12 protein-coding genes are annotated in these 12,256 nt (G+C 50.1%); 5 read left to right on the top strand and 7 right to left on the bottom strand.

The genetic code is table 11. The features are described from left to right. The first annotated feature begins 54 nt into the window (after window positions 1–54). A complete protein-coding gene (gene eutB / locus ACTRXF_RS03690) occupies window positions 55–1,017 on the top strand; it encodes a hydroxyectoine utilization dehydratase EutB (protein WP_474277827.1) in 963 nt (320 codons plus the stop codon). 19 nt (window positions 1,018–1,036) lie between these two features. On the opposite strand, the gene ACTRXF_RS03685 is transcribed toward eutB, so the two are convergent. Then, a complete protein-coding gene (locus tag ACTRXF_RS03685; protein ID WP_474277825.1) occupies window positions 1,037–1,624 on the bottom strand; it encodes a hypothetical protein in 588 nt (195 codons plus the stop codon). 169 nt (window positions 1,625–1,793) lie between these two features. Between ACTRXF_RS03685 and ACTRXF_RS03680 the strand changes: the two genes are divergently transcribed. Beyond that, window positions 1,794–3,005 carry a cytochrome P450 family protein gene (locus ACTRXF_RS03680; RefSeq protein WP_474277823.1) on the top strand — a complete coding sequence of 404 codons (1,212 nt, stop codon included), beginning with the start codon at window positions 1,794–1,796 and terminating at the stop codon, window positions 3,003–3,005. A 55-nt stretch (window positions 3,006–3,060) separates the two neighbouring features. On the opposite strand, the gene speB is transcribed toward ACTRXF_RS03680, so the two are convergent. The 6 genes from speB to ACTRXF_RS03650 form a co-directional block, all read right to left on the bottom strand. After that, the gene (gene speB, locus ACTRXF_RS03675; RefSeq protein ID WP_474277821.1) at window positions 3,061–3,936 is read right to left on the bottom strand and encodes an agmatinase; all 876 of its coding nucleotides are present in this window, start codon (window positions 3,934–3,936) and stop codon (window positions 3,061–3,063) included. A gap of 2 nt (window positions 3,937–3,938) precedes the next feature. Next, window positions 3,939–4,778 carry a polyamine aminopropyltransferase gene (gene speE / locus ACTRXF_RS03670; RefSeq protein ID WP_474277819.1) on the bottom strand — a complete coding sequence of 280 codons (840 nt, stop codon included), beginning with the start codon at window positions 4,776–4,778 and terminating at the stop codon, window positions 3,939–3,941. A gap of 62 nt (window positions 4,779–4,840) precedes the next feature. Continuing rightward, complete coding sequence (locus ACTRXF_RS03665) at window positions 4,841–5,389, bottom strand: YwhD family protein (protein ID WP_474277817.1); 549 nt, start codon at window positions 5,387–5,389, stop codon at window positions 4,841–4,843. A 51-nt stretch (window positions 5,390–5,440) separates the two neighbouring features. Beyond that, window positions 5,441–5,944: a YwgA family protein gene (locus tag ACTRXF_RS03660; RefSeq protein WP_474261320.1), complete on the bottom strand. Its 504-nt coding sequence runs from the start codon at window positions 5,942–5,944 to the stop codon at window positions 5,441–5,443. 69 nt (window positions 5,945–6,013) lie between these two features. Beyond that, on the bottom strand, window positions 6,014–7,327 hold the full coding sequence (locus tag ACTRXF_RS03655) for an HD domain-containing protein (RefSeq protein WP_474277815.1): 1,314 nt from the start codon (window positions 7,325–7,327) through the stop codon (window positions 6,014–6,016). A 151-nt stretch (window positions 7,328–7,478) separates the two neighbouring features. Next, window positions 7,479–8,720: a dicarboxylate/amino acid:cation symporter gene (locus ACTRXF_RS03650; RefSeq protein WP_474277813.1), complete on the bottom strand. Its 1,242-nt coding sequence runs from the start codon at window positions 8,718–8,720 to the stop codon at window positions 7,479–7,481. A gap of 238 nt (window positions 8,721–8,958) precedes the next feature. On the opposite strand from ACTRXF_RS03650, the gene ACTRXF_RS03645 reads away from it, so the two are divergent. The 3 genes from ACTRXF_RS03645 (at window position 8,959) to ACTRXF_RS03635 (ending at window position 12,255) form a co-directional block, all read left to right on the top strand. Next, window positions 8,959–9,801: a lipoate--protein ligase family protein gene (locus ACTRXF_RS03645; RefSeq protein WP_474277811.1), complete on the top strand. Its 843-nt coding sequence runs from the start codon at window positions 8,959–8,961 to the stop codon at window positions 9,799–9,801. Between the two features lie 132 nt (window positions 9,802–9,933). Next, window positions 9,934–11,280, top strand: coding sequence for a sugar porter family MFS transporter (locus tag ACTRXF_RS03640; RefSeq protein WP_474277809.1), 1,347 nt, complete (start codon window positions 9,934–9,936; stop codon window positions 11,278–11,280). A 108-nt stretch (window positions 11,281–11,388) separates the two neighbouring features. Then, window positions 11,389–12,255, top strand: a complete 867-nt coding sequence (locus ACTRXF_RS03635) for an MBL fold metallo-hydrolase (RefSeq protein WP_474277807.1) — start codon at window positions 11,389–11,391, stop codon at window positions 12,253–12,255. Window position 12,256: the final 1 nt, after the last annotated feature.

Genomic DNA, 12,256 nt, shown 5'->3' with positions numbered 1-12,256 from the left:
GCTTATGTTTAAATAAGTATAATTATAAATTTTGCTGCAGCAGGAGATGATTCTATGTTAACACTTCAGCATGCCTGGGAAGCAAGACAGCGATTACGTCCGGTACTTCCGGAAACACCGCTCCTTTTTTCCCAGCCTCTGACAAATATTGCCGGCCATCCCGTGTACTTAAAGCTCGAGCAAATGCACGTCACCGGCTCCTTCAAGCTCCGGGGAGCGACTAACATGATTCGTTCTCTGACTCCGGAGCAGCGTGCCCAGGGCGTAGTCACATTTTCCACCGGCAATCACGGTTTCGCTGTAGCGACAGCAGCAGCCAGTCTCGGCATCCGCTCCGTCGTATGTGTCTCAGAAAACGTACCTGCAAATAAAGTCGAGGCACTCAAAGCAAGCGGCGCTGAGCTGCATGTGGAAGGCAGCGGCCAGGATGAAGCCGGAGAAGTCAGCGCCCGGCTCGTCGAAGAGGAGGGGCTGACTCTTATCCCTCCCTTTGACCACCCCTCTGTCATCGCCGGGCAGGCAACGATGGGGCTCGAAATCATCGAGCATCTACCCTCCGTGAAGCACGTGCTCACCGGTTTGTCCGGTGGGGGCCTGCTGTCCGGCCTCGGTCTTGCTCTGAAGGAACAAATTCCTGATCTTGAGCTGAGCGGTTTGTCCCTCCGGGAAGGAGCTGCTATGGATGAGAGCCTGAATATCGGCAAGCCGACTATCGTACCGGAGGCCCCGACACTTGCTGACAGCCTGCTCGGAGGTATCGGACTCGAAAATCAATACACTTTTTCCATGGTTCAGCGCTATGCCGACCAGCGCCTCCGGCTGCATGAAGACACGATCGCCCGTGGCATGGCGTTTTTATACGATAAGCATAAAATGGTGGTCGAGGGGGCAGCCGCTGTCGGCGCCGGCGCTCTTTTAGATGGACTCATATCCGTTAACGGCCCCACTGTTCTCATCGTTTCCGGCAGCAGTGTGGACGTTCACACCCACCGCAAAGCAGTCGCTCCGTATATTTAAACAGACCGCTGCCCGGGGGTTATATTTTCTTTTCTTCCCGCTGGCGCCACCGGTACGGAGATAAAGAAAGCAGGTCCATGGCGTCCTGCTTCTTTATTTTTTCCCATTCTTTTCGGCGCTGGGCAAACCATTTACGATAATTTTTGTTTCCCATCTGTTTTTTCAAAAAAGAAAGGCTTTGAAGCGGGCCCTCTTCGGCACTCAGCGTTGTCAGCTGCAGCTGAAATGCCTCTTCCTTCTGCAGCCACACTTCCATCTGTCTTGGAGACATTAAAACGTAAGGCACTCTTCCCTCATACAGACGACGGTAAAGCAGCAGCCGGTAGTCCGCCTGGATGAGACGGTCGGCTTCCTCCTTCTGCTCCCGGAATTTTTCCGGAAAACGACGCGTGATTGCTCTCGCTTTTCTTTCTTCGTCGGCAGCCCAATGCTCAATATAACGGGACATATCAGCAACATAAAACGCACGACTGCGGTAGCTTTTAAAAAACGGCAGCTCCCGTTCCCACGCAATATATCCTTGTTTATCCTTTTCTAAATCATCGTTGCGGTATAGACGGTGGCATTCAAGTTCATTCCATTTACGATTCCATTCATGATAGATCATATTTTGCTATACCTCCGCAAAGGATGGATTTTTCTACATTCTAATTGTTTCTTCTTTAAACAACAATGATGACGCTTTCGAAAAAACGGGAATATCATTAACCTGTCCCCCGTTTCTTTAAATGCACGGGTACTTCCTCCCCAAACCTACTATAAAGGAGCCGATCAAAATGAAGAGCGATTTCCACAGTAAAGAAGCCGGCTTATTCACTCATGCCTTTAACCAGAACCCGTATCCCGCCTTTCACTCTCTCCAGCAGCATGACCCAGTACATCAGGCCTTAATGCCCGACGGTCATTACGCCTGGATCGTTACCCGTTACGAGGACGCTGTCGCGGTACTGAAGGATAATCGCTTCATTAAGGATTTCACTGTGTTTTTAAATGAAGAAGAACGCGCCGAAGCACAGAAAAATATTTTTTCCCAAAATATGCTTTTTGCGGATCCCCCGGATCATAAAAGGCTGCGCGGACTCGTTCAGCAGGCATTTACACCAAAAATGATCGAAGAGCTGCGGGACAGAATTACAGAAATTGCAAATGAGCTGATTGATGACATGCAGAACCGCTCCCGAATTGATATTATCGATGACTTCGCTTTTCCGCTTCCTATCATTGTTATCTGCGAAATGCTCGGGGTGCCGAGCGAGGACAGGGATAAATTCCGTACCTGGTCCAACACCCTCGTCGAAGCCTCCAACGACCCGGGAAAAGCTGAAAAAATTCAGCAGCACACGGAGGAATTCACCGCCTACCTCAGGGATTGGATAGCCACCAGGCGGGAGCAGCCGGAGGATGACATGGTGAGTAAGCTCATCCAGGCAGAAGAAGCAGGCGATCGTTTATCCGAGCAGGAGCTATACGGAGTCGTTTCCCTGCTGATTATCGCCGGTCATGAAACGACGGTAAACCTCATTGCAAACGGCCTGTTCGCTTTGATGACTCACCCGGAGCAGATGCGCACGTTACAGCAGCAGCCGGACCTCATCCGCCCGGCCATTGAAGAAATGCTTCGTTTTGAGGGACCGGTTGAATTCAGCACCGACCGCTGGGCCTCTGAAACACTCGAGCTTCAGGGAAAAACGATCAACAGGGGAGACCATGTACTTGTCGCGCTTGATGCGGCCAATCGTGATCCGGAAGCATTTGAAGACCCCGATGTTTTCGACATCACCCGCGGCCACAGCAAACATCTTGCTTTTGGCAAAGGCATTCATTTCTGTCTCGGGGCCCCGCTTGCCAGAGTTGAAGCGGAAGTCGCCGTGAATACGCTGCTTGAACGTTTCCCGGAGCTGCAGCTGGACATAGCGTCTGATGACCTGGAATGGCGGCCCGGCATACTCATGCGCGGCCTCACAGAGCTTCCCGTTCGTCTGACGTAAATAAAAGGCCGGAAAACCTTAAGAGGCTTTCCGGCCTTTTTAATGGTCTCAGCTTCTATTTTGTCCAGCCGAGAAGCATCTCCCGAATACATTTTCCGGCCGCAATCGCAGTCTGATCCCCGCTGTCGTATGGCGGTGAAATTTCCACAATATCGGCTCCGATTACATTAACCTCCGAAGCGGCAATTGCGTGAATGGCTTCCAGCAGCTCCTTTGACGTTATGCCGCCGGCTTCCGCCGTACCTGTACCCGGCGCGTACGCCGGATCTAAAACATCGATATCAATCGATACATACACCGAGCGTCCCTGCAGCTCTTTTAGATCCCGCTGCAGCGGCTCTGCTACTTCAAACGGGGAGAAGTGCATGCCGGACGTGCGGGCATAGTTGAACTCTTCCTTTTCACCGGAGCGCACTCCGTAGGAATACACATTTTCCGGTCCTATTTTTTCGCAGATTTTCCGTACCGGGGTAGCGTGGGATAATGGCTCTCCCTCATAATCTTCGCGCAGGTCCGTGTGCGCATCGATATGAATAAAGGCGACAGAAGGATCATGCGCGCAGGCCGCCTGCATAATCGGCCAGGTCACAAGATGCTCTCCCCCTATCCCCAGAGGGAATTTGCCATCCGCAAACAGATGCGCCGCCGTCTCCTGGATAATCTCTACGCTTTTGACCGGATTTCCGAATGGAAGCACCATATCCCCGGCATCGTGATACGAATAGTCCTCCAGATGCTTGTCCAGATAGGGACTGTATTCCTCGAGACCGATAGAGGTCTCCCGAATCCGGTTCGGGCCAAAACGGGAGCCCGGACGGAAGCTGACCGTCCAGTCCATCGGCATGCCGTACAATACCACGCTGCTGTCCTCATAGGAAGCAGAGCTCCCGATAAATACCTTTCCTGTATAAGCCGGATCAAAGGCATCCATAGTCATTTCTCCTCCCGCTCAAGGCCCCGCTGCACAAAAGCCGGAAGCGCAAATGCAGCCTCGTGTATATCCGCCGTATAGTAATGCGTATCCAGTGCTGCTGCCCGGCTTCGGTGCGATTCTTTCGGCCTGTACTCCTTCGAACCGATAGTAAATGTCCATAGGCCGCTCGGATACGTCGGAATGTTTGCCGTATATACTTCGGTATGGGTAAATATTTCTTTTACGTCGTTGTATACTGTCTGAAGCAGGTCTGCGTGAAACCACGGGTTATCCGTCTGGGCGACAAAGATGCCATCCTTCTTTAGCGCCCGGTGAATACCTTCGTAAAAGCCTTTTTCAAACAGCTTCACCGCCGGGCCTACCGGCTCCGTGGAATCCACCATAATCACATCATACGCTGCTTCACTTTCTGCGATATGCATAAATCCGTCGGCTACCTGCACATCGACCCGCGGATCATCAAGCGCCCCGGCAATGGAAGGCAGATATTTTTTTGAATACTTTACTACCTGGCCATCAATTTCCACAAGCGTAGCTGCCTCCACCGAGGGGTGCTTCAGTACTTCCCGGATAACACCGCCGTCCCCGCCGCCGACAACAAGCACATGCTTCGGTTCTGGATGTGCTGCAAGCGGCACGTGGGCCATCATTTCATGATAGACGAACTCGTCCTTTTCTGTAGTCATCACCATACCATCAAGCAGCAGCATATTCCCGAACTCTGCCGTTTCCACCACGTCGAGCTGCTGGAAATCGGTCTGCTCGGAATGCAGTGTTTTCGTAATACGTGCGGTGATGCCGAAATGCTCCGTTTGTTTTTCTGTAAACCACGTTTCCATAGCGGTTCCTCCTCTTTTCACAGACAAAACGTGCGGGAAATATCCCCGCACGCCCCGTTTTTTTATTGCTCCTCCGCTCCGCGGAAGGCTTCATACAGCTCTTCGGTCGAATTGTCCCACATGTTCCGGTTAAATGCTTTTAAATATTCCTGCAGAATGTAGCGGGAATGCTCATCCATGTGCGCAATGGCTATGCGCCCTTTAATTGCTTTATCCAGATTGTTTACATGCTCCGGCATACTTTTGTATGCACGGCGGGCTTTTTTGTCCACAAGCATTTCGCAGGCGCCAAGACCAGCGTAAAACGGGCCATTTTCTCCCTGCTCCGTCGATACCCATACGAGCCAGTACAGCTTGCCATCCGGCACATTGCTTTTATCGGGGCCGAATTTCACCCTCTTTTCCGGTTCAGATCTGGCGTGCAGCGCTCCCATGTCAATAAATGCTGCGTCTTCTGCCGGGTCGATAAAGACGGGGGTCACATGGTCCAGACTAAGGGCACCGGCGTTAAAGCCGCCGTCCCCCTTAGTAGCGTCCCCGCTTAAAATATTGAACTGGCTGCCGCGTTTCTTTTCAGCGCCTTTATTATTATCTTTACTGAATTCACTCATTCGGAAAAGCTCCTCCTTTAATTGTTCCTTATTCTTATCGTACCTGTTTTCTTACTGATTCTGCAACGATTCGATATATTCCCAGCCTTCCTCGAATTCCTCCGGGCGGTAATTCTGGCTTTTTTTTAGCTCGGCTACCCGGTCTTCCACCGCTTCTTTGGACAGGTGGTCAAAATAGAGCATCGTGGAAACGAGCTCTAAAAACCGGGCACTCTGACTGTTCAGGCTCTGAAGGACAGGCTTCGCCCGCTCAGACGGCCAGTCGAGCGGAAACTTTTCCAGAAACGACGTGCCGTCTTCCGAAAGCTCATACCGGTACTGATAGTAGCCGGATTTTGTTTCCTTGCATTCTGTAATAAGGCCAAGGCCGCACAGTTCCTCGAGACGGAGCGTCAACTCCTCTGAATAAGGTCCGTACATGCGGAACGTGTATTTTTCCTGAAATGGAAGGTTCAGCTTTTTTCCGATATATACGATTTTCTGCAGTTTTTTTCGTCCAATAACTTCTTTTGTATCCTCAAGCAGGGCCATGATCTTGGCGTGGTCCGGTAACATAATGCCGCTCCCCCTCCCTTTCTGCTGCTGTCTTTATGTATCTTCCGGCCTCACCGGAAGACGGCGGGATCACCGTTCTACTTTCCCTAATTTTAAATGAAGTATGTCCTTAATCTGCTGCTTCGTGTCTTCCTGCCCCGGCTCTTCGAGAATCTCCGATGGGTAGTATAATTTATGGTCGGTCCGCTTTTTACCCGATATCGCCTCTACTACATCCGATTCTCTCGATAATTCGCGAAGACGGCGATCCGGCATCAAAAGATGAATAGGCACCCGGTCCTCTTCCTCGCCGGGCCGGTAAAAATCATACGGCAGATCCGACGAAGAATCGACGACCAGGTAATATGCAGGATCTATACCGAGATCTGCAAACAGCTGCTGCAGGCGAAGCCACTCATTCATCATAAAATGCTGGTCGAATTCCACATATTTAAACAGCCGTCTGTTCATGAAGCGCCGGCACAGATCCTGAAGTATCGCATCCTCTTCCTTCTGCCACATTAAAAAATAATACATGACGACCGACTCATCGAGGTCCAGGTAATCCTCGAGCGTAATGGCACCGCGAAAAAAGCTTTCAAAATGGTCCGGAGGGTATTTAAACGGGTACTCCTCATTTTTAAGGTCTTTAACGCGCTGTAAAATCTTTGTCAGTATCACTTCCGCGCTCCGCGTCACCGGATGAAAATACACCTGCCAGTACATCTGGTACCGGCTCATGATGTAGTCCTCGACCGCATGCATGCCGGTTGCCTTAATAACCACCTGGTCCTCTGTCGGCCTCATAACCCGGAGTATACGCTCCATATCAAAATGACCGTAGCTTACCCCGGTGTAAAAGGCATCCCTTTGCAGATAATCCATCCGGTCCGCATCAATCTGGCTGCTGATCATGCTGACAATCAGTTTATTCGGATGGGTTTTTTCTATCACGTCTGCGACCTGTTGAGGAAAATCCCCGCCCATACGCCGGAGAACGGTATTCACTTCTGTGTCACCTAAAATGATATGTCGCGTCCATTCTTCATGGTCTGTATTAAAAACCTTTTCAAACGAGTGGGAAAACGGGCCGTGGCCGATATCATGGAGAAGAGCCGCACTCAGGCAAAGCAGCCCTTCATCCCCGTTCCAGTGCGGCCGGCCTTCAAATACCTCGATAATCCTGCGCATGATTTCATACACGCCCAGGGAATGGTTAAAGCGGGTATGCTCCGCTCCGTGAAACGTCAGAAACGTCGTTCCAAGCTGGCGGACACGGCGCAGCCGTTGAAATTCTTTTGTCCCCACCAGATCCCATATGAGTTCATCGCTGATATGAATATAGCGGTGGACCGGATCCTTAAATACTTTTTCTTCTGGAAGCTTCTTATTCCCAACCGGCATGGTCATTGCGTTCCTTTCCGTCTCTGTTTCAGCGGTCCCGCTGATCGTATATTTCAATACTATTATTATAGCAAGTTCCTTCCTGGCTTAGCAAAAAAAGCAGCCATAAAAAATACCGGCAGCATATGCCGCCGGTACCTATTTAAGATCATTACTTTCCAATATGCTCTATCTCTTCGCCCCGTTTTCGTTTTTCCGAACGGTCGATGACGAACGCACACGCTGCGTCGCCTGTCACGTTCAGGGAAGTCCGGAGCATATCCAGCAGGCGGTCGATACCAATAATTAGGGCTATGCCCTCCACCGGCAGTCCGACCTGGGTCAGCACGAGCGAAAGCATGATCAGCCCGACGCCCGGAACACCGGCAGTCCCGATACTTGCCAGAGTCGCCGTCAGGATAATAACAATCACCTGAGTAAACGAAAGCTCGATACTGTACGCCTGCGCAATAAATACCGCTGCCACGGACTGCATGATGCCCGTACCATCCATATTAATCGTTGAACCGAGCGGCTGTACGAAGCTCGATACCGGCTTACTTACCTTCAGTCGTTCCTGGGCCATTCTCATCGAAATCGGCAGCGTGCCGCTGGAGCTCGATAAACTAAAGGCCACGGCCATCGCCGGGAAGAATTCTTTAAAGAAGGTGAGCGGGTTGCCCTTGCCGAGTAGAGAGATCGCAAGGGTATATACAATACCCGCCTGCAGCACAAGAGCAAGAATAACTGCGAGAGCGTACATGAGAATGGACTGAAGGCCATCCAGTCCCGCTTCTCCAATAGCAGAAGCGATCAATGCAAACGCGCCGAACGGAGCTGTGTACATTACAATCGTAACCAAAAACATAAGGATATCATTCAGCTGTTCAAAGAATTTCGTTACCATCGATACTTTGCTTCCAAGCATGGCGAGAGAAATACCGATGAAGATACCAAAAGCAATAATTTGCAGCATATTGGCTTCTGCCATTGCCTGTACCGGGTTATCCGGGATAATTCCAAGCAGGGTGTCTGTAATCGAAGGCGCTTCCTCTGCGTCGTAGCTAGCGTTTTGAATATCAAAGTCCCCGCCGGCTCCTGGCTGAAGCACGTAAGCGACAATAACACCGATGGTCAGGGCAATCGCGGTCGTGGCGAGGTAAAACGCAATCGTCTTGCCGCCAATCCGTCCGAGATCTCTCGGATTCAAAGCTGCCGCCCCGAGCGTAATCGAAACGAACACAATCGGTACTACGAGCATTGTGATTAAATTAAGGAAAATTTCGCCGACAGGATATAACACGTATGTATCCAACGGATTATAGACGCTGTCCGGTCCAAAGCTTAAAATGATCCCTGCGATCACACCCGCAACCAGCGCGATTAAAATCCAAATCGTCAATTTCTTGTTCATGTTAAGGTCCCCCTTTTCAAATATAAATATTATGAATATTCTCTCTATGTTGTTTTCGGGCCCCTCCACTAAAAACTCTCTCAGGCAGATACCGTAATTATACTGTTCATTACTTTGTTTGGAAAGGAAAAATCCTGGTTTCTTCTATTATTTAGTAGCGTGTAATATCTCACATGGAAATAGCAGTGTTATAATAAGACCGGTCAAATTGAAAATGAATAGAATCGGGGTACATAAAATGGAAATGAAAGATATTTTTACGGATAAAAAATGGCGGTGGATCGATCATTCGGTAACTGGAATTAATATGGATCCATTGCAATCTTTTGCCTTTGATGATAATTTTTGTGTGAGTCTGGGAGAGGGTTCTTCCCCTTCGGTTATGCGTGCCTGGGTTCATGCCCCCACCGTTGTCCTTGGTATTCAGGACACGCGGCTGCCGGGTGCGGCCGAGGGACTTGAATATCTCCGGGAGCAGGGCTACGAAGTTATAGTACGCAACTCCGGCGGTCTTGCTGTCGTACTCGATGAGGGAATTTATAATCTGTCCCTCATTTTCAAAGAAGAACGCGGAACTTCTATTCATGCCGGATATGAATGGATGTGGGCATTTATGCAGGAAGTATTTGAAGACAGTCCAGGTTACATTGACGCTTATGAAATTGTCGGATCGTACTGTCCGGGATCTTACGATTTAAGCATCGACGGAAAAAAATTCGCAGGCATTTCACAGCGGCGGATCAGAGGCGGGGTAGCGGTGCAGATTTATTTAGCCGTCACCCGGAGCGGCGCTGCCCGCGCAGAAGTTTTGCGGGAATTCTACAAGCGTGCCGCTGACGACCAGACAAACACAAAGATCACCTGGCCGGCCGTTGTTCCCTCTGTGATGACTTCTCTCGAAGAACTGTACGGCACCGCTTTTTCCATTCAGGACATCAACCGGAGGATCCAGCAGACAGCAGAACGCCTGGGTGCTTCTGTATATGATGATCAGCTTACAGAGGACGAACAGTCCCGTTTTGCACATTTCTACGACCGGGTGCTTGCAAGAAACAAAAAAGCGACCCAGCCACGCTCATAGGAAAACCTTAAACAGCCAAAAACACGTATAGTTTACGGCTGTTTTCTTATGAATTTATTGAATGGAAATGTTTGGGATAATCTCAAACGTGGAAGAATCCTGTCAGGACAAAAATTTAAAGGTGGGTATATAATGTCTAACGGCTTAAGCAAGGGCTGGATATACTTTTTTGGCGCCCTTGGCGGCTTATTGTACGGTTATGAAACCGGTGTTATATCCGGCGCTCTCATTTTCATTGATCAGGATATTCCTCTTTCGGACTTCCTGCAGGGTGTCGTCGTCAGCTCGCTGCTCGCAGGGGCTATTGTTGGTGCCGGTTTGAGCGGCTATGTATCGGATAAGTTCGGCCGAAGACGGGTAGTATTTGTAATCGCTCTCGTTTACTTAATTGGCTCTTTGACTCTTGCATTTTCTCCAAACGCAGGTGTACTTATTACCGGCCGTATTATTCTCGGCCTTGCAGTCGGGGGCTCAACTGCGCTTGTACCAGTGTATTTATCGGAAATGGCCCCGACAAGTCAGCGCGGCGCTCTCTCGTCTTTAAACCAGCTGATGATTACTCTCGGTATTTTACTTGCCTACATCGTCAACTACGCCTTCACTCCAATTGAAGGATGGCGTTGGATGGTCGGGCTCGCAGCCGTGCCGGCGATTCTACTTATGATCGGCGTAATCTTTATGCCGGAGAGCCCGCGTTGGCTGATTAAACGTAACCGCGAACAGGAAGCCCGGAACATAATGGGCTTAACGCGCGATCAGTCAGAAATCGAAGATGAAATGAAACAGATGAAGGAAATTGAGCACATTGAAGAAGGCACCGGCGATCTCCTGAAGGCAAAATGGCTGCGCCCAATGTTAGTGGTCGGTTGTCTGCTAGCTGCCTTTCAGCAGCTGATTGGTATTAACTCCGTTATTTATTATGCGCCGACGATCTTCACGGAAGCAGGACTCGGCAATGCCGCTTCAATTCTTGGCACAGTCGGTATCGGTACGGTAAACGTGCTGATGACCCTGGTCGCAATAGCAACGATCGATAAGCTTGGCCGGAAAAAGCTTCTTTTAATCGGTAACGTTGGGATGGTGGCCAGTCTCGCGTCGCTTTCAATTATTTTGTTCAGCGTCGAACTCACCACCACTATAGCCTGGCTGATCGTGGTCTTCCTTGGCGTATTTATTATGTTTTTCTCCGCCACCTGGGGACCGGTCGTCTGGGTTATGCTGCCGGAGCTTTTCCCAATGAAAGCACGTGGTGCAGCTACTGGTATTACAACGCTCGTACTATCTCTGGCAAACTTAATTGTTTCCTTAACCTTCCCTATTCTATTAGGCGCTATAGGGATCAATTGGGTTTTCGTTATCTTCGCCTTCATGGGCGTTCTTGCCTTCTTATTCGTACTGCGGTTTATTCCGGAAACTAAAGGACGCAGTCTCGAGGATATCGAAAAAGATCTTCGCGGAGGATTATCCTCCAAATCATAATAGCTTTTTTAGACGGGCGCTTACAGGAGCGTCCGTCTTTTTCCGGTTTTAATTATCCGGGACACGGAAATACGTATCATACATGCTTATTTCTGAAGGAGGAAAATAATGAGCGAAGAAACGAACGAAGAGCTGTATAATCCAATGGCGGATAAGTATCTGCCGATGACCTCAGTGAAAAGCGGCAAAGAGCATACGGTAGCCCGGGGCGTACACGCTTATACAAATAAAATCGTTAATCTCTGTACTATCGAGCAGCATGATAACAACAACAACTGGGTGCTGGTTGATACCGGCATGCCTAAATCCTCGGATAAAGTTATTCAGGCGGTCGAGGATTTATACGGCACAAACAATAAACCAAACGCCATAATACTCACGCACGGTCATTTTGATCATGTGGGTACAGTAGTGGAGCTCGTAAAAAAATGGAACGTTCCCGTTTACGCCCATCCGGAGGAGATGCCTTATCTGACCGGAAAGAAAGCCTATCCACAGGCGGACAGCTCTGTAGACCGCGGACTCGTGGCTAAGATGTCGCCGCGGTTTCCAACCGAGCCCGTCAATCTGGGAGACTTCGTACAGCCGCTTCCGTCCGACGGCTCTGTCCCTGAGTTGAGCGAGTGGAAATGGATGCACACACCGGGACACACGCCGGGGCACATCTCGCTGTTTCGTGAAGACGACCGTACCCTTATCGTCGGTGATGCTTTTGTTACCGTAAAACAGGAGTCCCTCTCCCGTGTTACAACGCAAAAGCTCGAAATCCACGGACCTCCGAAATATTTAACAATGGACTGGGTCGCCGCTAAAAGCTCCGTTAAAAAACTAAACAAACTCGAGCCAGCCGCTGCAATCACCGGCCACGGCATGCCTATCCGCGGCAGCGCGCTGCAGGACGGGCTGCAAAAGCTCGCAGACAACTTTGATACCATAGCCGTACCGGAGACGCAGACGCACGATACGCGGCAGTAGC

The sequence above is a fragment of the Marinococcus sp. LNHM3E3-2.2 genome (assembly GCF_056034385.1).
Note: the sequence above shows the minus strand (reverse complement) of the source record. Positions and strands in the feature narration are given on the sequence as shown.

Coding starts and splice junctions, on each gene's coding strand:
- eutB (WP_474277827.1), top strand. CDS start 55: ATGTTAACACTTCAGCATGCCTGGGAAGCAAGACAGCGATTACGTCCG.
- ACTRXF_RS03685 (WP_474277825.1), bottom strand. CDS start 1,624: ATGATCTATCATGAATGGAATCGTAAATGGAATGAACTTGAATGCCAC.
- ACTRXF_RS03680 (WP_474277823.1), top strand. CDS start 1,794: ATGAAGAGCGATTTCCACAGTAAAGAAGCCGGCTTATTCACTCATGCC.
- speB (WP_474277821.1), bottom strand. CDS start 3,936: ATGGATGCCTTTGATCCGGCTTATACAGGAAAGGTATTTATCGGGAGC.
- speE (WP_474277819.1), bottom strand. CDS start 4,778: ATGGAAACGTGGTTTACAGAAAAACAAACGGAGCATTTCGGCATCACC.
- ACTRXF_RS03665 (WP_474277817.1), bottom strand. CDS start 5,389: ATGAGTGAATTCAGTAAAGATAATAATAAAGGCGCTGAAAAGAAACGC.
- ACTRXF_RS03660 (WP_474261320.1), bottom strand. CDS start 5,944: ATGTTACCGGACCACGCCAAGATCATGGCCCTGCTTGAGGATACAAAA.
- ACTRXF_RS03655 (WP_474277815.1), bottom strand. CDS start 7,327: ATGCCGGTTGGGAATAAGAAGCTTCCAGAAGAAAAAGTATTTAAGGAT.
- ACTRXF_RS03650 (WP_474277813.1), bottom strand. CDS start 8,720: ATGAACAAGAAATTGACGATTTGGATTTTAATCGCGCTGGTTGCGGGT.
- ACTRXF_RS03645 (WP_474277811.1), top strand. CDS start 8,959: ATGGAAATGAAAGATATTTTTACGGATAAAAAATGGCGGTGGATCGAT.
- ACTRXF_RS03640 (WP_474277809.1), top strand. CDS start 9,934: ATGTCTAACGGCTTAAGCAAGGGCTGGATATACTTTTTTGGCGCCCTT.
- ACTRXF_RS03635 (WP_474277807.1), top strand. CDS start 11,389: ATGAGCGAAGAAACGAACGAAGAGCTGTATAATCCAATGGCGGATAAG.